Here is a 23,616-nt window from a genome sequence, read left to right as displayed (position 1 = left end):
CTCACTCACCCCCCGCATCGACTATCTCGATGGCGTTGAACCGGCACACCTCGTAGCAGGTCCCGCACTTGATGCACTCGTCCTGGTTGATGACGTGGGGCTTGAGCCTCTCGCCGCTTATCGCCTTCACCGGGCAGAAGATCGCACATGCCGTACAGCCGGTGCACCTGTCGGCGATTATAACGTACCTTATGAGTGGCTTGCAGACCTTGGCCGGGCATTTTCCTTCGATGTGGGCCATGTACTCGTCCCTGAAGTAGCGGATTGTCGTGAGAACCGGGTTCGGGGCGGTCTGGCCGAGACCACAGAGAGAGCCGGCCTTGACCTGGTAGGCGAGCCTTTCGAGCTTCTCAAGGTCTTCCTCGGTGGCCTTGCCCTGGGTGAACTTGTCCAGAATCTCCCACATCCTCTTTGTTCCGAGGCGGCAGAAGGTGCACTTCCCGCAGGACTCTTTCACGGTAAAGTCCAGGAAGAACTTGGCGACATCGACCATACAGGTGTCCTCGTCCATGACGACCATTCCGCCGCTTCCCATTATTGCACCGGTTGCGTTGACGCTCTCGTAATCAACGGGAGTGTCAAAGAGGTACTCCGGGATACAGCCACCTGAAGGACCGCCGAGCTGGACGGCCTTTATTCTTTTACCGGTCTTCGTCCCGCCGCCGATATCGTAGAGTATCTCCCTCAGGGTCATGCCCATCGGAACCTCGACGTTTCCGCCGTGCTTTATCTTGCCGGAGAGGGCGAAAACCTTCGTTCCTTTGCTCTTCTCCGTTCCGATTGAGGCGTAGGCCTCCCAGCCGTGCTTTATTATCCACGGCACGTTTGCCCACGTCTCGACGTTGTTGATGTTCGTGGGCTTGCCCCAGAGGCCTTTTTGAGCCGGGTACGGCGGCCTCGGCCTCGGCATTCCGCGCCTGCCCTCTATCGAGGCTATCAGAGCGGTTTCCTCACCGCAGACAAAGGCCCCGGCACCTTCCTTGATGACGATGTCGAAGGAGAACCCCGAGCCAAGGATGTTCTCGCCGAGGAATCCCATCTCGCGCGCCTGCTTCAGCGCTATCTTCAATCTCCTTATCGCGAGCGGGTACTCGGCGCGAACGTAGATGAAGCCCTTGGTTGCTCCAATCGCGTAGGCGCCGATTATCATGCCCTCTATTACCCTGTGCGGGTCGCCCTCAAGGACGTTCCTGTCCATGAAGGCTCCAGGATCACCTTCGTCGGCGTTGCAGACGATGTACTTGACGTCGCCCTTAGCCTCGCGGGCGAACTTCCACTTCAGCCCCGTCGGGAAGCCCGCTCCGCCCCTTCCCCTCAGGCCTGACTTCATGATTACGTCGATGATCTCCTCGGGCTCCATCTTGAGGGCCTTTTTGAGGGCCTCGTAGCCGCCAGCAGCTATGTACTCATCGATGTTCTCGGGGTCAATGTATCCCGAATTCTCGAGCACTATCTTCTTCTGCTTGGCAAAGTAGCCGTCAACGTCCCACGTCTTTCTTTCCCCGTTCTCCCACCAGTCGCGCTTGACCACCCACTCCTCTACGGGTTTTCCATTAATGACGTGCTCCTCTATAATCCTCGGAACCTTCTTCGGGTCGACGTGGCCGTAGGTGATTATCTCGTCCTCGGTGATGATGTCCACGAGAGGCTCGCGGTAGCACATGCCAACGCAGCCGACTATCTTGAGCTTCACATCAAGGTTTCTCCTCTCAAGCTCGGCCTTTATCGCCTCGTACGTCTCTTTGGCTCCAGCCGCTATACCGCAGGAGTTCATGCCGACCGCTATGGCCTTGATTTCAGACATCGAGCTTCCCCTCCCTGAGCTTTCTCATCAGCTTCCTCACCTTGTCAGGGTTCAGCTTGCCGAAGACCTTCTCGTTTATCATTATCACCGGGGCAAGGCTGCAGCAGCCGAGGCAGGCGACGCGCTCCAGCGTTACAAGGCCGTCCTCGGTCGTCTGACCCTCCTCAATCCCGAGCTCCTCGGTTATGGCCTGCGCTATGTTGACGGCACCGTTGACGTGACAGGCAGTTCCGTGGCAGATCTTGACGACGTACTTCCCGAGGGGCTCGAAGCGGAACTGGGCGTAGAAAGTCGCGACCCCGTAGACCCTGCTGAGGGGAATCCCGAGGTAGTTCGCAATCTCTTCAAGGGCCTCCCTGGGAAGGTAGCCAAAGCGCTCCTGGGTTCTCTGGAGAAGAGGGATTAGGGAACTCGGTTCCGGCGGATAAGAGCGCATGTAATCGAACGAGGCTTCCATCTCGCATCACCACGGGATTTTCTCAAAAGAGTCTCAACTTTAATGTTTATAAGCGTGCACTAAAGTACAAGTTTGTAACATCTGGTTGGTAACCATTCGTTTGAAAAATTCTTAAATCAATTCTTTACAAACTTAAAAATGTAATCCCATTTAAGGCGGTGATGCCCTTGAGATATATAAAACTGCCCTCCGAAAACTTTGGGAAGTTCTTCAAGTCCCTTGAGGCCTGGGGCAGTGTTTATGCCCCGGTCAAAAGAGGGGGCATCTATTCTTTCCAGGAAGTGCACGACCCGGCGGAGATAGCCCTGGATTACAACAGAACCATGCTTCCGCCGAAGAAGTTTTTCTTCAGACCCAAAGAGGCTATTCTCAGGCTGAAGAACGGCCACTGGGAAGAAAACCTTGAAGCGGAACCGACGGTTCTCTTCGGGCTCCACTCCTGTGACATTCACGGTCTTAAGATACTCGACAGGGTATACCTCGACGAGCCGGCCGATCCGTACTACAAGAGCAGGCGCGAGAAGACTTTAATAATAGGAATAAGCTGTATGCCCGACGAGTACTGCTTCTGCAAGAGCCTCGGGACACACTTCGCAATGGACGGCTTCGACCTGTTTCTCCACGAGCTTCCCGACGGCTGGCTGGTCAGAATCGGAAGCGTCCGCGGCCACGAGATAGTCTGGGAGAACGGCGAGCTGTTCGAGGAGGTGACCGACGAAGACCTCGCCAACTTCAAGGAGTTCGAAGAAAAACGTGCAAAGGCCTTCCAGAAGGAAGTCCCGCAGGAGGGCCTCGCCGACATGCTCGATTTGGCATACAACAGCCCGGTGTGGAAAAAGTACGCCGAAATATGTCTCGCCTGCGGCAACTGCAACCTCGTCTGTCCGACCTGCCGCTGCTACGAGGTCTGCGACCGCTGGATGGACGCCTACAGCTCGGTGCGCGAGAGACGCTACGACTCCTGCTTCATGGAGAACCACGGGCTCGTTGCGGGCAACTACAACTTCAGGCCCACGCGGTTGGACCGCTTCAGGCACCGCTACTACTGCAAGAGCTACTTTGACCCCTCCTCGGGCTACAACTGCGTCGGCTGCGGCCGCTGCGACGAGTTCTGCCCGGCGAAGATAGAGCACGTTAAAGTTCTTGAGGAGGTTAGGGGGTCCCTGAAATGAGCGAGAACCCGTACCAGACGTACGACGCAAGGATTCTCGAAGTGAAGGACTTAACATCGAGGGAGAAACTCTTCACCCTGCGCTTCCTCGACCCAGAGGTCGAGGCCAAGTTCGACTTCAGGCCCGGGCAGTTCGTCATAGTCGATATCCGCGGCTTCGGAGAGTTCCCGATAAGCATCTGCTCTTCACCCACGAGGAGGGGCTACCTCCAGCTCTGCATCAGAAAGGTCGGCAGAATGACCAAGTTCGTTCACAAAATGAAAGAAGGGGACGTAGTAGGAATCCGCGGGCCCTACGGCAACGGCTTCCCGATGGAAAAGATGGAGGGCTCGAACCTGATTCTTGTAGCAGGTGGCCTTGGAATGGCTCCCCTCCGCTCGGTGCTCTGGTACGCCATCGACACCGGCAAATACGAGAACGTCTGGCTGCTCTACGGAACCAAGGCCTACGAGGACATACTCTTCCGCGACGAGATAATTCACCTCCTCAAGCACGGTGAGGCCATGAACTGCTCGGTAAAGCTGGCCTACGAGGTCGAAAGCCCATCGTGCATCTACCTAGAGCAGGGGTTCTCGGACAGGGTCTGCAGAGGCGTCGTTACCGACCTCTTCAGGGGAGAGGAGTTTGACGTTAACAGGGCATACGCCCTCATCTGCGGCCCGCCGGTCATGTACAAGTTCGTCATAAAGGAGCTCCTGGACAGGAAGCTCTCACCGGGCAGGATTTACATGACCCTTGAAAGGCGCATGCGCTGCGGAGTCGGCAAATGCGGCCACTGCGTCGTCGGAACAAGTGTCTCCATGAAGTACATCTGCCAGGACGGCCCGGTCTTCACCTACTGGGACGCTCTCTCCACGAGGGGGTTGATATGATGGACAAGCTCAAGCTGGGGGTTTTCGAGCTTACCGACTGCGGTGGCTGTGCCCTGAACATGCTCTTCCTCTACGAGAGGCTCTTCGACCTCCTTGAGTTCTACGAGATAACCGAGTTCCACATGGCAACCAGTCTGAGCGAGGGAAACCACTACGACGTCGCCCTCGTTACCGGAACAGTCTCGACCCAGCGCGACCTGAACCTGCTCAAGGAGGCGAGGAACCACTCCGATTACCTGATAGCACTCGGAACCTGCGCAACCCACGGCTCGGTTCAGGCCAGCGTTGAGCTGCCAATCAGAGAAAAGCTGAAGGCCGTTTACGGAGATGAAGGCAATCCGATGCGTGCCCTCGATTCAAAGCCGGTGGTGGAGTATGTGGCAGTTGATTTCGCGCTCCCAGGCTGTCCTTACGACAAGAACGAGGTCTATCAGGTGCTCCTGGACATCGCCAAGGGCATCGAGCCCGTCAGGAAGGACTACCCCGTCTGCCTCGAGTGCAAGCTCAATGAATACGAGTGCGTGCTGGTGAAGAAGGGCCTCCCCTGCCTCGGCCCGATAACCTACGGCGGCTGCAACGCGGTCTGCGTGCGCTCGGGTCTGGGATGCATCGGCTGCCGCGGTCCGCTGCCCGGAGAAGTGAACCCCGCGGGCGAATACGAGGTACTCAGGGAGCTCGGCTACGATGACGAATACATCATAAGGAAGTTCAAGACCTTCGCGAGGTGGGAGCCATGATAATAGAACTCCACGAGTTTACGAGGGTTGAGGGCAACGGCAAGGCGGAGATCGTCATAGAGGACGGGGAGGTAAAGGACGTCAGGCTTAAGATCATCGAGGGACCGAGGTTCTTCGAGCTTCTAACCCTTGGCAGGCATTACTACGACGTGCCCGATCTCGAAGCGAGGATATGTGCCATCTGCTACCTCTCCCACAGCGTCGCCTCGGTTCTGGGCATTGAGAGGGCCTTCGGCGTGGAGGTTCCGGAGGAGATTCAGCTCATCAGGGAGCTCGGACTCATCGGCGAACTGCTGGAAAGCCACGCACTGCACCTATACCTCCTCGTTGCCCCCGACGTCTTTGGGTATCCCGATGCTATACGGATGGCGACCAAACACGGCGAGCTTGTGAAGGAAGGCCTGGCCCTCAAGTCCTTCGGCAACAGGATAAGGGTGCTGGTAGGCGGCCGGGAGATACACGGTATAAACGTCAAGCCAGGCGGCTTCGGCAGGTATCCCTCCGTGGAAGAGCTTGAGAGGGTGGAGAAGGAAAGTGAGGCACTCCTCAGGCTGGCCAGGAGGGCGGTAAGGCTCTTCGCCCAGCTGGACCCGTACGGCGCACGGGCGGAACACTTCGTCGCCACCGACGGTTACCTCTGGGGCGAAAAGCTGGTATCGGAGGAGGGAGAACAGTTCCACTACACCGAGCGGATAGAGGAGCGCTCCCTCGTGTACAGCTTCGCAAAGCAGAGCCGCTATAAGGGGGAACCATTTTTCGTTGGCGCCCTCCCAAGACTCCTCCTCAAGGCGGACATGCTGACTCCCACGGCAAAGAGGCTCTTCGAGGAGCACAGAGACAAGCTTGCCACAGGGTACGTGAGCTACAACAACCTCGCCCAGGCGATAGAGCTGGTTTACTCCCTTGAGAGGGCAAACGAGATAGCCAAGGTTCTTCTGGATAGGGGCATCAAAGGGGAGAACGTCCCTGTTGAAGCCAGGGAGGGTGAGGGAATAGGCTACGTGGAGGCGCCGAGGGGAGTTCTGATACACCACTACAGGATAGACGGCAACGGCAAGGTCGCTTACTCTAACATAATAACCCCAACCGCGCTGAACCACGCGATGATGGAGGCCAGCCTGCTGGAAGAGGCAAGGGAGCTCTACGGCGAGGCTGACGAGATGGCCATGATACAGAGACTCGAGGAGACCGTCAGGGCATTCGACCCGTGCATCTCCTGCTCAGTGCACCTGGTGAAGCTCTGAAGCGTTGTTTTTTATTTTAATTTAGTCTAAAACCTCAAATCCAGTGCACAAACCTCAGATTCTCCCAAAATGTTTATATCATCCCATGGTAAAACTCTGAACGGTGAGAACTATGGAGCAGCTCGAGGAGCTTTTCAGAATAGTTGATATGGTACAGTCAGGGGAGAGCGTTCTCGTGAAGTACCATCCATCCTACGCACCCGAGTTCCTCGTTCTTTTGCTGATGGAGTATGGGAGGAAGAGGGACGTCCCGATAGTCATAGACGATAATTTTGATTCCCTCCATGTGATCCAGAAGCACCTCAGGTTCTGGGGAATCGAGGAGGATTTCAACGATGCACTCGTCGTGAAATCGGGCGGCAGGATAAACGTTGGAAACGTAATAGCCAGTGTGGAGTTCAGCTCGGAGCCGCTTGTTTACATAAAAAAGTACGAAGAGACCATGAAAAACGCACTCGCCGAAATTAACGACTCCATAAACATTGTCCTCGGCCTGGAAAGGCTCTTTGCCTTCATCAACAGCCCCAGGGAGTACTATCTGTTCATAACTGAACTTCAGAAGATGCTCGGAAACACAAAGAGAAAGGCGGCGTACCTGATGAACACGGAGGTGGCCTCAACCCTGGAGTTCAACCCCCTGCCGGAACTGGAGTACATAGCGAGCACCGTTGTGGAGATAACCCCCACCCCGGTCAGTGCAAAGGTCACCTTCCTGAAGACACCGGTGAGGGAACTCCTGGGGAGGGAGTACGAGGTGAGCCTGGAGGTGATGCTCGATGCTTTCCACGGAAAGGGTCCATGAGTACCTGGACAGCGTCTTTTTCGGCGATGTGATTCTGGTGGAGAACGAATCCCCCTACGGGACCGCTCTGATGACCCGTCTGATAGCAGAGTACGGAAGAAAGAAGGGGGTACCCGTTTACGTGGACGACATCCTGGACTCACTTCACGTAGTCAGGGAACATCTCCGGTTCCTTGGAATAGACGAGGATTTTACAGACGTCAGCGTCATAAAAACAGGCGGGGTCAAGAGCATCGGAAACGTCGTGGCGAGGATAGGCATAGAGAGCGACGCCGCCAGGTATCTAAGCCGGCACAGAGCGGCCCTCAAAAAAGCCGCCCCCAGTGAGAGATACATACACATAACCCTCGGCATAGAAAGGCTGTTCGCATTCTTTGAAAGCAAACGCGAGTTCTACATGATGACCGGAGCCATAAAGGAGCGGCTTGGGGACGAGAGCCATGTCTCGTTCTACATACTGAACAGAAGTGTGGTTTCCGCCCTCAGAACCAACCCGATACCGGAGCTGGAGGAGATAGCCACAACCGTCGTAAGGATTCAGCTGCGGAACAGGCGGCACGCCCTCGTCTTCGTCAAGGGGCCTACCCTCCAGATAGTCGACGGCGACATGATAGCATACCTGGACGGGAGTGCAAGGTGAGAGCATGGGAATATTGGACCGGCTGTTCGGCAGGGCCAGAAACAGGGGAGACGTTCAGATCGCCTCCCGAAAGCCCGCGGGCAGGTTCCAGGTGGTTGGGGTAACATACGTCCTCGGAAAGCAGGTTCTGGGCGGCGTTGTGCTTGAGGGCGTCATATACCCAGGCTACAAGCTCAAGGGTGGGGGAATAGCGCTCGTGAGGGAGATACACCTCCAGAACAGGAAGGTAGATTTCGTCGTGGAGCACGACGAAGCGGCCCTGGTTCTCGAGGGAACGCTGAAGGTCAAAGAGGGTGAAATCATAGAAGTTTACCAGTCGTGAGGTGATGGCATGATAATCTGGGACGACCACTTCCACGTTGACCCCTACAAGGGGCTCTTCCTTGAGGCAGTGAAGCAGTTCCACAGGGCAGGAGGAACCCACCTGGTGGTTGTCTACAAGACGGCCCACGACTACGGCTTTCCAGGGCTGAGGACAGAGGACTTCATGAAGGCGATGGACTTCCACATCGGGCTCGTCGAGAGAATCAACCGAGAAACGCCGGTTAAAGCCTATGCCGTCGTTGGCGTACACCCCGCGGAGTTTGTCTACCTGGCAGAGCAGAAGGGTCTTGAATACGCCAAAAACGAGGTCATGAAGGCACTCGAATACGCCCAGAGGCTGTGCATGGAGGGAAAGGCCATAGCCATAGGCGAGATAGGCAGGCCCCACTACGAGGTAAGCGAGGAAATCTGGGGGGCGAGCATCGAGCTGATGAAGTACGGGATGAGCCTTGCCAAGGAAGCCGACTGCGCGGTCCAGCTCCACACGGAGAGCTTCGACGAGGAGAAGTTCAGGGAGCTTGGGAAGTACGTGAGGGAAGTTGGAATAAAGCCGTATAAGGTCGTCAAACACTTCTCGCCGCCCCTCGTGAAGGTGGCCGAGAAGGTCGGAGTCTTCCCGAGCATCATCGCGAGCAGGAAGAACATCAAAGCGGCAATAGAGCAGGGCAACCGCTTCATGATGGAGACCGACTACATAGACGACAAGCGCCGTCCCGGGGCTGTTCTCGGGCCGAAGACCGTGCCGAAGAGAACGAAGGCATTCCTTCAGAACGGCTTATTCACAGAGGAGGACGTTTACAAGATCCACGTGGAGAACCCGAGGAAGGTCTACGGGGTGGAGATGGAGGAGTAGGTCATCAAAATTCTGTTTAGCCCTATTTTCAGTGCCAATTCTCTCCAGCGCTCTCCAGTATCTTTTTGACAACTTCATCAGAGATCCTGAAGCCATGCTTTTTGAGCGTCTCGATGTAGGGGGCGACTTCAGAAATCAGGCCCCGTCTCTTCGCCAGGAGCAGAATTCCGAGCGTCCCCGTAACCCTCAGGCCAAAGCCCCTCGCAACCTTTCGGGCATCCTTATCGTCCAGGACGACCAGATCGAGTTTCCTCTCGATGGCCAGCGCTATCGTCTCGGCCTCCCCATAGTCTATCAGCTCCAGAAGGAACTTTACGAGGTGCTGGTTCTCCACAGAGGCTCTCCTGAGGAAATCTGCCTTCTCAATCAATATCGCCTCTTCCCGCCCCGCGCCCTCGACAACGGTCTCCCAGTAAACGGCGTCGGTTACGTAAACCTCATCGAAGAGTTTCCCAAGCACATCAAGGAGTCCAAGCTTGGCGAGGAATATCAGCGGCGAGGAGTTCACGGCAACCCTCATGAGAGCTCCTCCAGAACCTTGAGGTCGCTTTCAAGCTCTTCTTCATCGTAAGGTATTCCTCTTCCCTCCTTCTCAAGGAGTTCGATGAACTCCCACTTGCTCACTCCGGCAAGCTTCCTAGCCTGTCCGAAGGACAGTATGCCCCTCTCGTACAAACGGAGCGCAAGCTCGATCTTGACCCTCATCTCTACCTCCTCATCGGGTATCTTGACCATTGAGGGAAGCTCAACCACTATCTTCTTTCCCATTATCCCACCGGATTAATGTTGGCCTCACGGTATTTAACCGCTTCGCCCAGTATTATACCCTCCGGGGGGAGGGAAATGGATCTGTAGTGATCTCGAAGTCTCTTCAGAATTTACGGGGTTTATGTTCTTTGCTTTTTCAATTATGTCAGCTGAACTCACACTCTACGGCCTCTACATCTTGAAAAAGCTACAGGGAAAGATACAAGGAACTCCCCAAAAAGCATCGCCAAAGGCGTCGAAATCGGCATGAAGAAGGCGAAGGGGAGCTAATCCTTTGCATCGACCTTTTCGAAGGGGTTGTAGATTCTGAGGCCTTCGATCCCTTCAAAGTCCTTGACGTTCCTCGTCACGAGTGTTAAATCATGGTGGAGGGCAGTGGCCACTATCACAGCATCCGGGAGCTTTATTCTGCCTCTCCGCCTGAGTTCAATCGCCAGCTCTGCTATCTCGTCGGTCAGGGGTATAACATGGGCAAAGCCGATGAACTCCCTAGACTTCTCAAAACCTTCGGGGGTATGTCCCCTCCACCCCAAAAACTCGATTTTCGTGATTATCGAGACGTTGAAACTGCTTCTCAGGATGTCCTCGACTTTTGGAAGCTCCTCTGGGGGTATCTCATCGGCGAGGTAGTAGATGAGAATGTTCGTGTCAATTAGAAACCCCTCTCCCATTCGTCCCTCAGCTCCTTCAGGCTCTTCTCTATCTCTCTCTTACCCCGGTATATGCCCCTGTACCTCGACGGCTCAAAGAGTTCACCCTTTAATTTCTCCCACAGCTCCGGGGGGATGATAACACCCCTGATCCGTCCGTGTTCGTCATATATGTACTCAATGCCTTCCATTTCCGCACCCGATGATGATTTGGAAGAGGTTGTATTTAACCGCTTCGCCACGCAACGCTGGCGTTAAACCTCCGCCCGCTTCACCACCCTCACAATTCCGGGTTCACCGATTTCTCCCTCCACCTCGAAGATCTTGCCCAGAAACTGCTCCACAACCCAGACGTTTGTGACGAGGTGGCTGGTGACCTCTGCAACCCCCATCTCGCCGCCGGCGAAGGCCAGGAACGGTATCAGCTGGTCGCCGAGGAACCTGTCAACCGCTTTTCCGCCGGTCAGCTGGTCGAGAAGCTCATCGGCGGCTTCCCTGCCGACAACTTCGGCAGGTTTACCGCGCCTTCCGAGGGCATCGCCACCGAGCCTCAGCGAATCGGTTTCCGCCCAGAGGACGATACCGCTTCCCGGCCCAAGTGAGCGCGATACCTCTGTCTCTATCTCGACTGGGACGCTGTAAAGCTCCCCGAGCCTTCCCCCGGCAACCCTCGCCTGTCTCTCGGCGACGTGGGGGGGTAGATTGGTGGCATGGCTTATCCCGGCGAAGCGCTCTATCCTACCCCACTCGACGGCCTTCAGGGGTTTCCTCTCCTCCCAGGGCTCGACCCTTCCGGTGACCAGCCCGCCGCCCTTCGGGTAGTGGCCGCGCCTCTTGAGGTCCATCCCGGCCTTAATCCCCATCTTCCCAAGGGCGTAGAGCGTTACGTTCTTCAGGTAATCGACCGGCGGGCTCCAGGGGACGTCGGTTCCGCCGGTTATCTCAAAGCTTCCACCGATGAATGCCATCGCCGGCAGCAGTGCCTGGAGAACGAGGGTTACGCTCCCGGCGGTCTTTATGGGTACACGAATACGCCGGGGCTTTGCCTCCCCAGGGACGAACTCAAGAAGGGTCGAGCCAACCTGAGCACCCTTAACCCTCGCGCCGCTCAGCTCCTTCAGGGCCAGAATTCCGTGGAGGTGCTGCGGTCTTAGACCGGGGTTTGGCCTGTTAGCGCGAATCTTGACGACTTTAACGGGCTTTCCGGTGATGACGGAGAGAGCTATGGCGGTCCTCAGTATCTGCCCTCCACCCTCACCGTAGGAACCGTCTATCACTATCACCCCTCTCACCGTTATTAGTTTCGGTGGGACCGCTAAAAACCTTGCCGAAAGGCTTTTACTCCATGGAACGAATTTCAGGCGGTGTGAGTATGGACGAACTTGAGTTCTGCATCAAGAGCATGAGCTATCCCCTGGGAATGCTCCTGGAGGGGTCCGCGAGGAGACAGGGAAAATTCGTCAGGGTAAGGAGGAAAGAGGTTACCCTTCCGAATATTCCCTTCGCCGCCCTCTGCTACCTGACGGGGATAGCACTCTATGACTCCCTCGACCTCGTGGACAAGAAGCGTCTTCAAAACGACTATAGGGCCATTGAACGGTTCCGGAGGAAGATGCTGGGCTCGAAGCTCGGGGACGTTCTCAGGCCCTATATAGAAAGTCCCGGACGCCACATATTCCCCGGGGAGAGGCTGGCGATAGACTGGCTGGAGTTTGAGGCGAGGAGAAAGAAAGTTGAACCGTACCTCGAGAGGATAGTGGAGCTTGAAAAAACCACCGGAAGCAGTGAGGGTCTGCTGAAAGGAACGGAGTTTCTCGACGGGCTTAGCCCGGACCGGGGGCTTCTGCTTGTTTACATCGCGGAGGACGAAAAGCTCCGGGGACTGATAAACGCGGCCCTCGGAAAGAACAATCCCCAATTCAGGGAGGCAGTGATTCGATACTTCAAGGCTCTCCAAGGTTGAGCCGCACCGCGAGGGCCAGGGCCTCCCTCTCGCCCAGACCCCTCTTCTCCACAAGCACCCTGACGAGGCGCGCGAGGGCCTTTGCGTTCCTCAGGCCCAGCTTCTCAGGAGGGTAGTCAAGGAAGTATCCCGCGCCGACCTCGAAGCCGAGCATCGCCGACAGCTCGGCGGCGAACTCGTCCGGCGAGAGAGGGGGGAGCCTGAGTACGACCGGGAACTCAAGGAATCCGTATTTCCCGGCATCCTTCGTCTCAACCACAACCGGGTAATCCCTCGCCTCCGCCAGAATCTCGGCGACCCTATCGACGGGGGGTTCTCGCAGAAGAACCGCGCCCTCTGGCAGGAGTTCATCCAGCTCAATCCCCCGCAGGTTCTCCACGAGCGTATCCAGGCCGAGGGAGAGAACGTCCTCCGGCAGTATTGCCTGCGGTTCAGATTCCAGGCCCCGTCCTCCAGCTTTCTCGGAGGTTATCCTGCGGTAGAGGTCCTCGCTCACCAGGGTGAACTGGTAGACCCTATCGATCCCCTCAAGGTACAGCACACCGTTCGAGAGCAGGCGGAGGCCAAGCCTCGAGAGGGATGCACCCAGAGATGACTCACTCCGCGTTGTTATTGCCACCTTCCCCGCGGTTTCCTCGCTTCCCCTGCTCACGAGGCGATAGTCGCTGGGGAACAGACCCTTCGCGCTGAAGAACTCCTCAAGGGTCTGCTTTGCCTTCTCCTCGCTGACCGCGTAGACCTTTATGAACTCGACGCTCCCGGACCGATCCACACCTATCAGCACAACCGCGTCGCGCCTTTCCTTCGGAATCAGTATATCCTCCATACCCATCGCCGGTTAGTTTCTGACTGATTCAACGGGCAAAAATCGAGAGGCAGGAAGCTCGGCAACCAGCCAGGGGCGCTTTAGAGGCGCTCTTTAGAGGCTCATTGCGCCCAGGAGCTCCCCGGTGTCGAGGTTGACTATCTGCACCTCCCTCTTCCTGGTGTCGAGCAGGGCGACGCTCTTCACCCCTGTGACGTAGCCGCAGACCTCGCCGGGGTTGACGAGTATGGTCCTGCCCACCTCGCGTATCTCATAGCGGTGGGTGTGGCCGACTATGACAACGTCGTAGAGCCTGCTCCTGGCCAGCGCGCGGACGATGCGCTCGTCGGTGCCGTGGGTTACGGCAATCTTCATTCCGTCGGCCTCGATTTCGAGTATCTCATCGTAGATGCCCAGCGCCTCGTAGAGGCCCTTCCTTTCGCCGTCGTTGTTGCCAAACACACCCCTGAGCGGTGCCCGGAGCTTCTTGAGTTCTCTGGCAACGAATGGGGCAACGTAATCGCCCGCGTGGATGACCAGCTCAACGTTTCTTCCGTTGAACAGCTCGACCGCCTTCGCGATTGCCGGGAGGTTGTCATGGGTATCGCTCATTATACCTATCAGCATGCTCTCACCTGCGCTGGAATAGGGCGGCGGGGCTTATAGGCTTATCCATCTCTCGGCAAACTTTAAGAGCATCCTGGGGTAGGGGTATATTCGAGAGGGTGATGTCATGTTCACGGGGAGGGCAGTGATACCCGTTAAAATCCTCCGCCCCTTCGGGGACTGGAGCGCCGGAGACGTCGTGCTCGTTGAGGATTGGAAGGCAAAGGAGCTCTGGGAAGCGAAGGTGGTCGAGGTTATAGACGAGACTGATAAGGTAATCGGAGAGATAGACAGGGCCATAGCCGAGGAGAGGGAGAGCGAGCCCCTCACGTCCCTCCCGGCCGGGCTGTATGAGAGGGCGGAGTTCTACATGTATTACCTCGAGAACTACGTGAGGCTGAACGCGGGCGAGAGCATAGAGACCATAAACATCAAGCTGACCAAACTGGCCAACCTGAAGAAGAAGCTTGAGCACCTCAAGCAGATACGATTCAGAAAGATACTCGAGGCGGTGCGGCTGAGGCCCAACAGCCTGGAACTCCTCTCCCGCCTGTCGCCGGAGGAGAGGAGGATATACCTGCAGCTGTCGAAGATACGGAACGAATGGCTCGGTGAGGAGTGATGGACAGGGAGGACATGATAGAGAGGTACGCGCGCTTTCTGAGGGAGTACGTCGACGACGAGGGCAAGGAGGTCTACCTCAACAAACTGAAGGATCTGCTCACGGTGACCCCCAGACGGTCGCTCGCGATAGACTGGACGCACCTCAACTCATTCGACCCGGAACTGGCGGCGGAGCTGATAGAAAACCCTGAGGAAAGTATTCTAGCAGCGGAGGATGCCATTCAGATAGTCCTGAGGGAGCCCCCCATCGAGAAGAAGGAGGAGTTTACCGCCCATGCGAGGTTCTACAACCTCCCCAAGACGCTCCTCGTCAAGGAGCTTGGGAGCGAGCACATAAACAGGCTCATCCAGGTTGACGGAATCATCACACGTGTGAGTGAGGTCAAGCCCTTCGTTGAGAAGGCTGTATTTGTCTGCAAGGACTGCGGCAACGAGATGGTCCGTCTCCAGAGGCCCTACGAGAACATCGTCAAGCCGAGCAAGTGCGACGCCTGCGGCTCCAGAAACGTTGACCTCGACGTCGAGAAGAGCCGTTTCATAAACTTCCAGAGCTTCCGTCTTCAGGACAGGCCCGAGAGCCTCAAAGGAGGCCAGATGCCACGCTTCGTTGATGCGATCTTGCTCGACGACATGGTGGACACGGCCCTGCCGGGTGACAGGGTTTTAGTTACCGGAATCCTGCGCGTTATCCTGGAGCAGAAGGACAAGAGGCCGATATTCAAGAAGGTTCTCGAGGTGAACCACATAGAACAGCTCAGCAAGGAGATAGAGGAGCTTGAAATCTCACCTGAGGACGAACAGAAGATACGCGAGCTGGCCAGGAGAAAGGACATCGTCGATGCCATCGTTGACTCCATAGCCCCTGCCATATGGGGCCACAAGACAGTTAAGAAGGGCATAGCGCTCGCTCTCTTCGGCGGCGTGCAGAGAACGCTCCCCGATGGAACGAAGCTAAGGGGAGAGAGCCACGTTCTGCTGGTCGGAGATCCTGGTGTTGCAAAATGTGTTGACTACCACACAAAGGTCATCCTTGCCGATGGAAGTCTGAGAGAGGTAGGTGAGATAGTTAATGAAGCCATAGAAAAGGCCAAGACTGAAGGAAACCTCAAAAAAGTTGACGACGGCTTCTACGCCCCAATTGACCTTGAGCTGTACGCTCTCGACGCTAAAACACTGAAGGTCAGAAAGGTTAGAGCCAACATCGCCTGGAAGAGGACCGCTCCCGAACGGATGTACCGCATAAGGACGGCGAGCGGGAGGGAGATAAGGGTAACACCCACCCACCCGTTTTTCACCTTCGAGGACGGACAGTTCAGGACGAGGAAAGCGGAAGAGCTGAAGATTGGAGATTTCATCGCAACGCCGAGGAAGGGTAGCGAACCGATTATAATCCCCGAGACTGATGATGAAAACCTTAGGGAGCTCCTCAAGGAGTCGGACATTTTCTGGGACAGGGTCGTTGAAATCGAAGAGTACAACCCAGAGCATCCCTGGGTTTATGATCTCCAGGTTCCCGAGCACCACAACTTCATAGCCAACGACATCTTCGTCCACAACAGCCAGATCCTCCGTTATGTCGCCAATTTAGCGCCGAGGGCAATTTACACGAGTGGGAAGAGTAGTTCGGCGGCCGGTCTCTGCGTTGCGCCGGATTCGATTATTGAGACCAACATGGGAGTCATGAAAATTGGGTTCTTGGTGGATAAGGTTATACCCGGAGCAGTTGAGGATCACGAAAGCGTTGATGCCGAACGCCTTGGACTCACCATAAAGACCAAAGACGGGAAGCGAAGAATCCTTCGCCTGTGGAAACTGAAGGCTCCGGAGAAACTGGTTCGCATAAATGCCAAAAACGGCCGTAGAATCATAGTAACGCCCGAAACCCGGCTGTTAACTCCAGACGGCTGGAAAAAAGCAGAAGAGATAAGCGGAGTGGTAATCACGGAGAACGGACCGGTTGAAGTTACCACCGAGTTCATACCCTCGCCCTACGACCACGTCTACGACCTCACCGTCGAGGGCTCCCACAGCTTCATCGCCAACGGCTTCGTCGTCCACAACACGGCCGCAGCCGTCCGCGACGAGTTCACCGGATCGTGGGTTCTCGAAGCGGGTGTTCTTGTTCTGGCAGATGGCGGGTTCGCACTGATCGACGAGTTCGACAAAATGAGTGACCGCGACAGGAGCGCGATACACGAGGCGCTTGAGCAGCAGAGCTACCACCACGACTTCGAGCTTCTCTTAGCCGACGGAAGGAAGGTCAGGATAGGCGAGCTGGTGGATTCGCTCATCGAGGCCAACCACGATAGAGTGATAATCGGCAGAAGGACCGAGATCCTGCCCGTTGATGATATCTACCTCCTCGCCTACGACCTTGAGAGGAAGGAAATAGTGAAGGTCAAAGCCGACCGCGTGAGCAGGCACAAAGCCCCGGAGAAGTTCATAAGGCTCCGCTTCTCCAACGGCAGGGAGATAACGGTAACCCCCGAGCACCCGATAATGGTGTGGGAGGACGGAGAGATAAAGGAGAAGCCGGCCGCGAAAATTGAAATCCGCGATATCGTTCTCGGCGTTTCGAGGTATCCGCTGGAACTGCCCGAGGTGGAAGGGAGCCGTTTCAAAGAGCGTGAAACCGCTGAGGACCGCCAGGACTACCTCTACTCCCTGGGAACGGTCTCGAGGGTAAAGCGCGTCGCCGGAAGGTACGTTGTTGAAATCTCCGAGAGAAGGTTTCCAAAGGAAATAGTGAGCCATCTCAAGAAGGCCGCGAGGGTTCTCGGGGTCGTTCAGCTGCCGGAGGAACGGGCAAAGCTCTCACGGCCGCTGGTCGGGGAGAAAGTTCTCAGGCCGTACCTCAACAGGGTCATGGAGAGGATCACCCTGCTGGAGAGCCTCGCCGAGAGCGACCCGGCGGAGGCCGTTGAACTTCTGCCCAGGAGCAGGGTTTACGCCATCACAGGGGTAACCGCCAGTCACCTCAAAAAGAGGGCCATGATGGGCGACAGGTGGGCGGTCTCAACCATAAGGCTCCTCGTAAAGAACCTGGTCGGAGGGGTCAAAGGGCATCTGGAGAGGTTCATGGAGTACTGGAACGGCAACGTGAACTTCCTGATGGTCACCAAGGTCAAGGAGGTTCCCAACGACCGCTGGAAGTGGGTCTACGACGTAACCGTCGAGCCTTACCACCTATTCGTCTCCCACGGTCTGGTTCTCCACAACACGATAAGCATCTCCAAGGCCGGAATAACGGCGACCCTGAACTCCAGAACGACGGTTATCGCTGCCGCGAACCCCAAGTACGGCCGCTTCAACCGCCACAAGAGCCTCCCCGAGCAGCTCGACCTTCCACCCACACTGCTGAGCCGTTTCGACCTAATCTTCCTCCTCCTGGACGAGCCGGACGAGAAAGTCGACGCGAGCATAGCGGAGCATATACTCAAGGTCCGCAGGGGAGAGGCCGAGGTCGTGACGCCGAAGATACCCTACGACCTGCTCAAGAAGTACATAGCCTACGCGAGGAAGAACGTCCACCCCGTTCTCAGCAGGGAGGCGATGGATGAGATAAAGCGCTACTACGTCAGGATGAGGAAGGGCTTCAAGCGCTCCGGCGAGGAGGAGGGCGTTCAGCCGATTCCGGTTACGGCGAGGCAGCTGGAGGCCCTCATACGTCTGAGCGAGGCCCACGCGAGGATGCGTCTGAGCGAGACCGTGACGAGGGAGGACGCCAAGGCCGCGATAAAGATAATCGAGGAAATGATACGAAAGATAGCCACCGACGAGGAGGGAACGCTCGATATCTCAATACTGGAGGTCGGCAAGAGCTCCAAGAAGATAAACAAGATCGACAGGCTCATGGACATCATAAAGAATCTTGAGAGCGAGGGAGAGTTCGGGGCGCCGGAGGACAGGGTCCTCGAGGCGGCGAAGCAGGCCGGCATAGGCTCGGAGAACGACGTGAGGAAGCTTCTGAACGACCTCAAGCGCGATGCCAGGATATACGAGCCGCGGGCAGGGTTCTACCGCGTCCTCTGAACCCTCCCCCCGCCCCGCTTTTCAATTCCCATTTCTCGTCCCACGCCAAAAGGTTATAAACGCCTTCGGATAGTTAAGATGGAGGTGAGAGCATGAGCGAAAAGAAGGTTGACTTTTACGATTTCGAAGGTTTACTCGATAAGGCTTACGAGGAGCTCCCCGAGAACGTCAAGCATCACACTTCCCGTTTCGAGGTGCCCGCGGCGGCCGTCACAATAGCCGGAAACAGGACTATAATCGAGAACTTCGTGGACATAGCCGAGGCCATGAACCGCGACCCCAACCACCTGCTCAAGTTCATCCTGCGCGAGGTGGCAACGGCCGGAACGCTCGAAGGCAGACGCGTGATCCTCCAGGGACGCTTCACACCGTACCTCATAGCGAACAAGATGAAGAAGTACCTCAGGGACTACGTCATCTGCCCGGTCTGCGGTTCGCCGGACACCAAGATCATCAAGAAGGGCCGCTTCCACTTCCTCAAGTGTGAGGCATGCGGTGCCGAGACGCCGATACAGCACCTCTGAACCTTTTTTCACCCAATTTTTGTACGATTGTACACATTTCTTCTTTGGAAGGCCTAACGGTTTTGAAAACCCTTTTAAACTTTACAAACTACAAGTGCCGGGCACCCAAGCCATCAGGGGGAGTTCTCATGAGCATGGAGGAAAAGGTCAACGAGCTGTATGAGAGGAAGAGAAAGGTTCTTGAGATGGGCGGAGAGGCTGCCGTTGAAAAGCAGCACGCCAAGGGCAAGCTGACCGCCCGCGAGAGGATTGAGAAGCTCCTGGATCCCGGAAGCTTCGTCGAGATAGGTGCCTTCGTCAGGCACCGCGGAACGGAGTTCGGCCTCGATAAGAAGGAGCTGCCCGCCGACGGCGTCATCACCGGCTACGGAACCATCGACGGAAGACTCGTTTTCGTGTTCGCTCAGGATTTCACCGTCATGGGCGGCTCGCTCGGTGAGATGCACGCGGCGAAGATAAAGCGCGTCATGGAGCTGGCACTCGAGGCGGGAGCGCCTGTGATAGGCCTCAACGACTCCGGTGGTGCCAGGATTCAGGAGGGCGTTGATTCGCTCAAGGGCTACGGTGAGATATTCAAGATGAACACGATTCTCAGCGGTGTTGTTCCGCAGATCACAGCCATCATGGGACCCTGCGCCGGTGGAGCCGTTTACAGCCCGGCGATAGGAGACTTCATCCTCATGGTGGACAACCCGGCGAGCTTCATGTTCATCACCGGGCCGCAGGTCGTTAAGGCAGTCACCGGCGTCGAGGTCACCCCGACCCAGCTCGGTGGGGCGATGGTGCACGCCCAGAGGGCAGGACAGGCTCACCTCGTAGGCAAGAGCGATGAGGAGGTTCTGGCGCTTATAAGGCGCCTCGTGAGCTACCTGCCCTCCAACAACATGGAGAAGCCGCCGCGCGTCAAGACGAACGACCTGCCCTTCAGGAAGACCGAGAACCTCTACTCCATAGTTCCCGACGACCCGAACAAGGGCTACGACGTGAGGGGGGTCATCTACGAGATAGTTGACAGGGACGAGAACGGCAACCCCGACTTCCTTGAGATACTCCCGTACTTCGCCCCGAATGCGGTCGTCGGCTTCGGAAGGATGAACGGCCAGACCGTCGGTATAGTGGCCAACAATCCGATACACTTCGCGGGCGTTCTCGACATCGACAGCTCCGACAAGATTGCCCGCTTCGTGAGAACCTGCGACGCCTTCAACATCCCGATAGTTACCCTCGTCGATGTCCCCGGCTACCTGCCGGGAACCCAGCAGGAGTACGGCGGAATCATCAGACACGGAGCGAAGATACTCTACGCCTACGCAGAGGCGACCGTTCCGCTCGTCACCATCGTCCTCAGGAAGGCCTACGGCGGTGCCTACCTCGCCATGGGAAGCAAGCACCTGGGCGCGGACTTCGTCTTTGCCTGGCCGACCGCAGAGATAGCCGTCATGGGACCGGAAGGAGCGGCCAACATCATCTTCAGGAAGGACATAGCGGCGGCAGAAAACCCGGAGGAAGTGAGGCAGAAGAAGATAGCCGAGTACAGGGAGAAGTTCGCCAACCCGTACGTCGCCGCCGCGAGGGGCTACATCGACGACGTCATAGACCCCGCGGAGACGAGGGCGAAGATAATCCTCGCACTCGAGGCCCTCGAGAGCAAGCGCGTCAAGCTGCCGCCGAAGAAGCACGGCAACATACCCCTGTGAGGTGTTAGCATGGTGGTAATGAGCGAGTTCATGGAGGGCCTGAACCTGACGGTGCTGGGAGTTACCATAGTCTTCATGGTGCTCAGTGTACTGGCGGTGGTTCTCTACGCGGTTGGCTGGAGCGAGAGAAGACTCGTCGAGAAGGAGGCCCCCTCAGGGGCACCCGCCGCCCCCGCGCCGACCGCCGCGGCCAGGGAGGAGAAGCCCGCCATACCGCCGAGGGACCTCGCGGTTGTAACCGCCGCGGTTCTCGCGTACACCGCCGAGAAGGCCGCCCAGCTCAGGCCCCTGCCATTCAGGAGAAAGGTTTCAGACGCCTGGCGCCTCTACGGCGTCCAGAGCCAGATGGAGGAAGTTGAGGACTTCAACTATGAAATTGGGAAGTGGTGAAGATGGCGAAGGTTAAGGTCATCGTCGATGGTGTTGAATACGAGGTTGAGGTTGAGGAACTCGGAGGCGGCCGCTTTAAGGTCGCCTTTGATGACAGGGAGTACACCGTTGAAGCGAAGGGGCTTGGAATCGACGTGGGTGCCCTGAGCGCGGTTCCCGCCGCGAGCGCCCCTAGTGCCCCGAGCGTTCCCGCTCCCACGGCCGCCCCCGCTCCGGCTCCGGTTGCCCCTGCGGCTCCGACTCCCGCTCCCGCCGGGGAGGGTGCCGTGACGGCCCCAATGCCGGGCAAAATTTTGAGAATACTCGTGAAAGAGGGCGAAGAGGTTAAGACCGGACAGGGCCTCCTCGTCCTAGAAGCAATGAAGATGGAGAACGAAATTCCGGCACCAAAGGACGGAGTGGTTAAGAAGATCCTCGTCAAGGAAGGCGACACCGTGGACACCGGACAGGCACTGATAGAACTCGGGTGAGGACAGATGGCGGGACTGGTGGAATCGATAATAGCGTTCTTCCAGGGAATGGGGCTGCTCAACCTCAGCTGGGGCAACGTGGTGATGATAGCGGTTGGCCTTGCCCTCGTTTACCTGGCCATACGCTACGAGATGGAGCCCCTCCTGCTCCTACCGATAGGCATAAGCGCCGTGCTGGTGAACATCCCGCTCGGCCACCTGGCCAACTGGCCCATAGCACCTAACCTGCCCGAGGGCATAGCGGACAACATCTTCGCAACGCTGAGCTACCTCAACCAGCAGTACGGACCTCCAGGCATCTTCGACATAATCTACTACACCCTCATCAGGACGGAGATAGTGCCGCTCCTGATATTCTTCGGTCTGGGAGCCATGACCGACTTCGGGCCGATGATAGCCGACCCGAAGACGGCGCTCATGGGCGCGGCGGCGCAGATAGGCGTGTTCATAGCGATGCTCACAGCTCTGGCCCTCGGCTTTAACCTGCACCAGGCGGCGAGCATAGGAATCATCGGTGGCGCCGACGGGCCGACGACGATATACCTCACCACGAAGCTCGCGCCCGAGATACTGGGAGCGACGGCGGTGGCGGCCTATTCCTACATGAGTCTGGTCCCGCTGATTCAGCCGCCGATCATAAGGGCCCTCACGAGCAGGGAGGAGAGAAAGATACGCATGGAGCAGCTCAGGCCCGTGTCCAAGAGGGAGAAGATAATCTTCCCATAATCAGCATGATCGTCATCGGCCTCCTCGTTCCGAGCGCCGCCCCGCTCGTTGGAATGCTCATGATAGGCAACCTCTTCCGTGAGAGCGGCGTCGTCGAGAGGCTCAGCAGGGCAGCCCAGGAGGAGCTCATGAACATCGTCACCATCTTCCTCGGCCTCGGCGTCGGTTCGACTATGAGGGCCGACAGCTTCCTCACACAGGAGACCCTGATGATCCTCGGCCTCGGTATCGTTGCCTTCGCCAGCGCCACCGCCGGCGGTGTGCTCTTCGGAAAGCTCATGATGAAGCTCTCCGGAGGAAGGATAAACCCGATGATAGGGGCGGCTGGCGTTTCAGCGGTCCCGATGAGCGCCCGCGTCGTCCAGAGGATGGCCAGTGAGGAAGACCCGGGCAACTTCATCCTCATGCACGCCATGGGGCCGAACGTTGCCGGCGTTATAGGAACCGCCGTCGCTGCGGGTGTTTTCCTATCAGTTCTGGCGGGTTGAGACCCCTCCCCCACTTTTTTGTCAATTTTTGAATGAAAAGCTTAAAATAGGAGGAGGGCGCTTTAACTTAAAGCGGTGGTGAAGGAAATGCGTGTGAAGACTTTGATGACTTCGGAGCCGGTGGTTATAGAGCTTCCAGCCACGAGGGAATACGCCCTCGAGCTCTTCAGAAAGCATAAGGTAAGGTCATTTCCCGTAATCAACAAGAACACCAAGGCCCTCGTTGGGATCATAAGTATAAAGCGGGTTCTGCTTCACCCCGATGAGGAGCAGCTCGCAATGCTGGTTAAGAGGGACGTGCCGGCAGTCAAACCCAACGACGACCTCAAAAAGGCCGTCAGGGCGATGCTGGAGATGGACTACAGGCGTGTCGTCGTCGTTGATGAGGAGAACAGGGTTATAGGCGTTCTAACAGTCGGCGACATAGTGCGCAGATACCTCGCCAAGAACGAGAAGCTGAAGAACGTGACGATAGAGGACTACTACCAGAAGAACGTGGGTGTTGTCTGGAGGGGAACACCGCTCAAGGCCGCCCTCAAGGCCCTCCTCCTGTGCAACGCCATGGCCATCCCTGTCATCGACGACGAAGGCAACCTGGTTGGAATGGTGGACGAGACGGACATCCTCAAGGACAGCGAGGTTATCCGCGTCATGAAGAGCACCGCCCTCTCCGCCTCGAGCGAGGAGGACTGGATACTCGAGAGCAACCCGACGCTCCTCTTCGAGAAGGCCGAGCTCCAGCTGCCGAAGAAGCCCGTTGAGGACATAATGAACCGCGAGCTGGTCGTTGCGACACCGCACATGAGCATCTACGACGTCGCCCAGAAGATGGTCAAGTACGAGATAGAGCAGCTGCCCGTCATCCGGGGCGAGGGCGAGCTCGTCGGCATCGTCAGGGACATGGACATCATAAAAGTGATCCTCAACAAGTGAAAGGATTTAAGCCCCTTTTCTCCCTCTTCTTACGG

At 56.9% G+C, this 23,616-nt stretch carries 25 protein-coding genes and 1 pseudogene; 17 read left to right on the top strand and 9 right to left on the bottom strand.

The window, feature by feature from the left end:
• Position 1: 1 nt before the first annotated feature.
• On the bottom strand, positions 2-1,804 hold the full coding sequence (gene nuoF / locus E3E42_RS01695; RefSeq protein ID WP_167902371.1) for an NADH-quinone oxidoreductase subunit NuoF: 1,803 nt from the start codon (positions 1,802-1,804) through the stop codon (positions 2-4).
• Positions 1,797-2,261 carry an NADH-quinone oxidoreductase subunit NuoE gene (nuoE, locus tag E3E42_RS01690; protein WP_167773839.1) on the bottom strand — a complete coding sequence of 155 codons (465 nt, stop codon included), beginning with the start codon at positions 2,259-2,261 and terminating at the stop codon, positions 1,797-1,799. The genes nuoF and nuoE overlap by 8 nt, the downstream gene beginning before the upstream one ends.
• A gap of 167 nt (positions 2,262-2,428) precedes the next feature.
• On the opposite strand from nuoE, the gene shyB reads away from it, so the two are divergent.
• The 8 genes from shyB to E3E42_RS01650 all read left to right on the top strand — a co-directional run bounded on the left by shyB (position 2,429) and on the right by E3E42_RS01650 (position 8,905).
• Positions 2,429-3,433 (top strand): NAD(P)-dependent hydrogenase/sulfhydrogenase 2 subunit beta, encoded by a 1,005-nt coding sequence (shyB, locus tag E3E42_RS01685; protein WP_167902539.1) that lies wholly within the window; start codon positions 2,429-2,431, stop codon positions 3,431-3,433.
• On the top strand, positions 3,430-4,305 hold the full coding sequence (gene shyC / locus E3E42_RS01680) for an NAD(P)-dependent hydrogenase/sulfhydrogenase 2 subunit gamma (RefSeq protein WP_167902370.1): 876 nt from the start codon (positions 3,430-3,432) through the stop codon (positions 4,303-4,305). The genes shyB and shyC overlap by 4 nt, the downstream gene beginning before the upstream one ends.
• Complete coding sequence (shyD, locus tag E3E42_RS01675; protein ID WP_167902369.1) at positions 4,302-5,042, top strand: NAD(P)-dependent hydrogenase/sulfhydrogenase 2 subunit delta; 741 nt, start codon at positions 4,302-4,304, stop codon at positions 5,040-5,042. Before shyC ends, shyD begins: the two co-directional genes overlap by 4 nt.
• A complete protein-coding gene (gene shyA, locus E3E42_RS01670) occupies positions 5,039-6,286 on the top strand; it encodes an NAD(P)-dependent hydrogenase/sulfhydrogenase 2 subunit alpha (RefSeq protein WP_167902368.1) in 1,248 nt (415 codons plus the stop codon). Before shyD ends, shyA begins: the two co-directional genes overlap by 4 nt.
• Positions 6,287-6,398: 112 nt before the next feature.
• Entirely contained in the window at positions 6,399-7,088 is a 690-nt protein-coding gene (locus E3E42_RS01665; RefSeq protein WP_167902538.1) for a DUF257 family protein, read from the top strand.
• Complete coding sequence (locus tag E3E42_RS01660) at positions 7,063-7,728, top strand: DUF257 family protein (RefSeq protein WP_167902367.1); 666 nt, start codon at positions 7,063-7,065, stop codon at positions 7,726-7,728. The genes E3E42_RS01665 and E3E42_RS01660 overlap by 26 nt, the downstream gene beginning before the upstream one ends.
• 4 nt (positions 7,729-7,732) lie before the next feature.
• The gene (pbp11, locus tag E3E42_RS01655) at positions 7,733-8,050 is read left to right on the top strand and encodes a tRNA-binding protein Pbp11 (RefSeq protein WP_167902366.1); all 318 of its coding nucleotides are present in this window, start codon (positions 7,733-7,735) and stop codon (positions 8,048-8,050) included.
• A 9-nt stretch (positions 8,051-8,059) separates the two neighbouring features.
• Positions 8,060-8,905 (top strand): TatD family hydrolase, encoded by an 846-nt coding sequence (locus E3E42_RS01650; RefSeq protein WP_167902365.1) that lies wholly within the window; start codon positions 8,060-8,062, stop codon positions 8,903-8,905.
• Positions 8,906-8,933: 28 nt separating this feature from the next.
• On the opposite strand, the gene E3E42_RS01645 is transcribed toward E3E42_RS01650, so the two are convergent.
• The 5 genes from E3E42_RS01645 to rtcA all read right to left on the bottom strand — a co-directional run bounded on the left by E3E42_RS01645 (position 8,934) and on the right by rtcA (position 11,606).
• On the bottom strand, positions 8,934-9,425 hold the full coding sequence (locus E3E42_RS01645) for a DUF3368 domain-containing protein (RefSeq protein WP_206205927.1): 492 nt from the start codon (positions 9,423-9,425) through the stop codon (positions 8,934-8,936).
• Positions 9,422-9,673, bottom strand: coding sequence for a UPF0175 family protein (locus tag E3E42_RS01640; RefSeq protein ID WP_167902364.1), 252 nt, complete (start codon positions 9,671-9,673; stop codon positions 9,422-9,424). Before E3E42_RS01640 ends, E3E42_RS01645 begins: the two co-directional genes overlap by 4 nt.
• Before the next feature lie 266 nt (positions 9,674-9,939).
• Positions 9,940-10,344, bottom strand: coding sequence for a type II toxin-antitoxin system VapC family toxin (locus E3E42_RS01635; protein WP_167902363.1), 405 nt, complete (start codon positions 10,342-10,344; stop codon positions 9,940-9,942).
• A complete protein-coding gene (locus E3E42_RS01630; RefSeq protein WP_167902362.1) occupies positions 10,326-10,514 on the bottom strand; it encodes a hypothetical protein in 189 nt (62 codons plus the stop codon). The genes E3E42_RS01635 and E3E42_RS01630 overlap by 19 nt, the downstream gene beginning before the upstream one ends.
• 63 nt (positions 10,515-10,577) lie before the next feature.
• Positions 10,578-11,606, bottom strand: a complete 1,029-nt coding sequence (rtcA, locus tag E3E42_RS01625; RefSeq protein ID WP_167902536.1) for an RNA 3'-terminal phosphate cyclase — start codon at positions 11,604-11,606, stop codon at positions 10,578-10,580.
• Positions 11,607-11,695: 89 nt separating this feature from the next.
• On the opposite strand from rtcA, the gene E3E42_RS01620 reads away from it, so the two are divergent.
• Positions 11,696-12,286: a hypothetical protein gene (locus tag E3E42_RS01620; RefSeq protein WP_167902361.1), complete on the top strand. Its 591-nt coding sequence runs from the start codon at positions 11,696-11,698 to the stop codon at positions 12,284-12,286.
• Here the strand turns inward: E3E42_RS01620 and E3E42_RS01615 are convergent.
• Together E3E42_RS01615 and E3E42_RS01610 are read right to left on the bottom strand one after the other, a co-directional pair.
• The gene (locus E3E42_RS01615) at positions 12,267-13,118 is read right to left on the bottom strand and encodes a hypothetical protein (protein ID WP_370519566.1); all 852 of its coding nucleotides are present in this window, start codon (positions 13,116-13,118) and stop codon (positions 12,267-12,269) included. The two genes, E3E42_RS01620 and E3E42_RS01615, sit on opposite strands and share 20 nt — an antisense overlap.
• Positions 13,119-13,205: 87 nt before the next feature.
• Positions 13,206-13,718 carry a metallophosphoesterase gene (locus tag E3E42_RS01610; RefSeq protein ID WP_167902359.1) on the bottom strand — a complete coding sequence of 171 codons (513 nt, stop codon included), beginning with the start codon at positions 13,716-13,718 and terminating at the stop codon, positions 13,206-13,208.
• Positions 13,719-13,824: 106 nt separating this feature from the next.
• On the opposite strand from E3E42_RS01610, the gene E3E42_RS01605 reads away from it, so the two are divergent.
• The 8 genes and pseudogenes from E3E42_RS01605 (at position 13,825) to E3E42_RS01570 (ending at position 23,581) form a co-directional block, all read left to right on the top strand.
• Positions 13,825-14,319: a hypothetical protein gene (locus E3E42_RS01605; RefSeq protein WP_014012591.1), complete on the top strand. Its 495-nt coding sequence runs from the start codon at positions 13,825-13,827 to the stop codon at positions 14,317-14,319.
• A complete protein-coding gene (locus tag E3E42_RS01600) occupies positions 14,319-18,353 on the top strand; it encodes an MCM2/3/5 family DNA replication licensing factor (RefSeq protein ID WP_167902358.1) in 4,035 nt (1,344 codons plus the stop codon). Before E3E42_RS01605 ends, E3E42_RS01600 begins: the two co-directional genes overlap by 1 nt.
• A 92-nt stretch (positions 18,354-18,445) precedes the next feature.
• Positions 18,446-18,877: a translation initiation factor IF-2 subunit beta gene (locus E3E42_RS01595; RefSeq protein WP_139680118.1), complete on the top strand. Its 432-nt coding sequence runs from the start codon at positions 18,446-18,448 to the stop codon at positions 18,875-18,877.
• Positions 18,878-19,005: 128 nt separating this feature from the next.
• A complete protein-coding gene (locus E3E42_RS01590) occupies positions 19,006-20,574 on the top strand; it encodes a carboxyl transferase domain-containing protein (protein WP_167902357.1) in 1,569 nt (522 codons plus the stop codon).
• 18 nt (positions 20,575-20,592) lie between these two features.
• Entirely contained in the window at positions 20,593-20,964 is a 372-nt protein-coding gene (locus tag E3E42_RS01585; RefSeq protein ID WP_167902534.1) for an OadG family protein, read from the top strand.
• Between the two features lie 2 nt (positions 20,965-20,966).
• Positions 20,967-21,434 (top strand): biotin/lipoyl-containing protein, encoded by a 468-nt coding sequence (locus tag E3E42_RS01580; RefSeq protein ID WP_167902356.1) that lies wholly within the window; start codon positions 20,967-20,969, stop codon positions 21,432-21,434.
• 6 nt (positions 21,435-21,440) lie between these two features.
• Positions 21,441-22,648, top strand: a pseudogene (locus tag E3E42_RS01575) (sodium ion-translocating decarboxylase subunit beta).
• Positions 22,649-22,735: 87 nt separating this feature from the next.
• The gene (locus E3E42_RS01570) at positions 22,736-23,581 is read left to right on the top strand and encodes a CBS domain-containing protein (RefSeq protein WP_167902533.1); all 846 of its coding nucleotides are present in this window, start codon (positions 22,736-22,738) and stop codon (positions 23,579-23,581) included.
• Positions 23,582-23,616: the final 35 nt, after the last annotated feature.

This window comes from Thermococcus sp. JdF3, from assembly GCF_012027495.1.
Taxonomy (GTDB): domain Archaea; phylum Methanobacteriota_B; class Thermococci; order Thermococcales; family Thermococcaceae; genus Thermococcus.
Note: the sequence above shows the minus strand (reverse complement) of the source record. Positions and strands in the feature narration are given on the sequence as shown.

Coding starts and splice junctions, on each gene's coding strand:
- E3E42_RS01600 (WP_167902358.1), top strand. CDS start 14,319: ATGGACAGGGAGGACATGATAGAGAGGTACGCGCGCTTTCTGAGGGAG.
- shyA (WP_167902368.1), top strand. CDS start 5,039: ATGATAATAGAACTCCACGAGTTTACGAGGGTTGAGGGCAACGGCAAG.
- shyC (WP_167902370.1), top strand. CDS start 3,430: ATGAGCGAGAACCCGTACCAGACGTACGACGCAAGGATTCTCGAAGTG.
- E3E42_RS01665 (WP_167902538.1), top strand. CDS start 6,399: ATGGAGCAGCTCGAGGAGCTTTTCAGAATAGTTGATATGGTACAGTCA.
- shyD (WP_167902369.1), top strand. CDS start 4,302: ATGATGGACAAGCTCAAGCTGGGGGTTTTCGAGCTTACCGACTGCGGT.
- nuoF (WP_167902371.1), bottom strand. CDS start 1,804: ATGTCTGAAATCAAGGCCATAGCGGTCGGCATGAACTCCTGCGGTATA.
- E3E42_RS01630 (WP_167902362.1), bottom strand. CDS start 10,514: ATGGAAGGCATTGAGTACATATATGACGAACACGGACGGATCAGGGGT.
- E3E42_RS01620 (WP_167902361.1), top strand. CDS start 11,696: ATGGACGAACTTGAGTTCTGCATCAAGAGCATGAGCTATCCCCTGGGA.
- E3E42_RS01660 (WP_167902367.1), top strand. CDS start 7,063: ATGCTTTCCACGGAAAGGGTCCATGAGTACCTGGACAGCGTCTTTTTC.
- E3E42_RS01635 (WP_167902363.1), bottom strand. CDS start 10,344: ATGGGAGAGGGGTTTCTAATTGACACGAACATTCTCATCTACTACCTC.
- pbp11 (WP_167902366.1), top strand. CDS start 7,733: ATGGGAATATTGGACCGGCTGTTCGGCAGGGCCAGAAACAGGGGAGAC.
- E3E42_RS01570 (WP_167902533.1), top strand. CDS start 22,736: ATGCGTGTGAAGACTTTGATGACTTCGGAGCCGGTGGTTATAGAGCTT.
- E3E42_RS01595 (WP_139680118.1), top strand. CDS start 18,446: ATGAGCGAAAAGAAGGTTGACTTTTACGATTTCGAAGGTTTACTCGAT.
- E3E42_RS01585 (WP_167902534.1), top strand. CDS start 20,593: ATGAGCGAGTTCATGGAGGGCCTGAACCTGACGGTGCTGGGAGTTACC.
- E3E42_RS01580 (WP_167902356.1), top strand. CDS start 20,967: ATGGCGAAGGTTAAGGTCATCGTCGATGGTGTTGAATACGAGGTTGAG.
- E3E42_RS01615 (WP_370519566.1), bottom strand. CDS start 13,118: ATGGGTATGGAGGATATACTGATTCCGAAGGAAAGGCGCGACGCGGTT.
- E3E42_RS01605 (WP_014012591.1), top strand. CDS start 13,825: ATGTTCACGGGGAGGGCAGTGATACCCGTTAAAATCCTCCGCCCCTTC.
- E3E42_RS01590 (WP_167902357.1), top strand. CDS start 19,006: ATGAGCATGGAGGAAAAGGTCAACGAGCTGTATGAGAGGAAGAGAAAG.
- E3E42_RS01645 (WP_206205927.1), bottom strand. CDS start 9,425: ATGAGGGTTGCCGTGAACTCCTCGCCGCTGATATTCCTCGCCAAGCTT.
- nuoE (WP_167773839.1), bottom strand. CDS start 2,261: ATGGAAGCCTCGTTCGATTACATGCGCTCTTATCCGCCGGAACCGAGT.
- E3E42_RS01640 (WP_167902364.1), bottom strand. CDS start 9,673: ATGGGAAAGAAGATAGTGGTTGAGCTTCCCTCAATGGTCAAGATACCC.
- E3E42_RS01610 (WP_167902359.1), bottom strand. CDS start 13,718: ATGCTGATAGGTATAATGAGCGATACCCATGACAACCTCCCGGCAATC.
- E3E42_RS01650 (WP_167902365.1), top strand. CDS start 8,060: ATGATAATCTGGGACGACCACTTCCACGTTGACCCCTACAAGGGGCTC.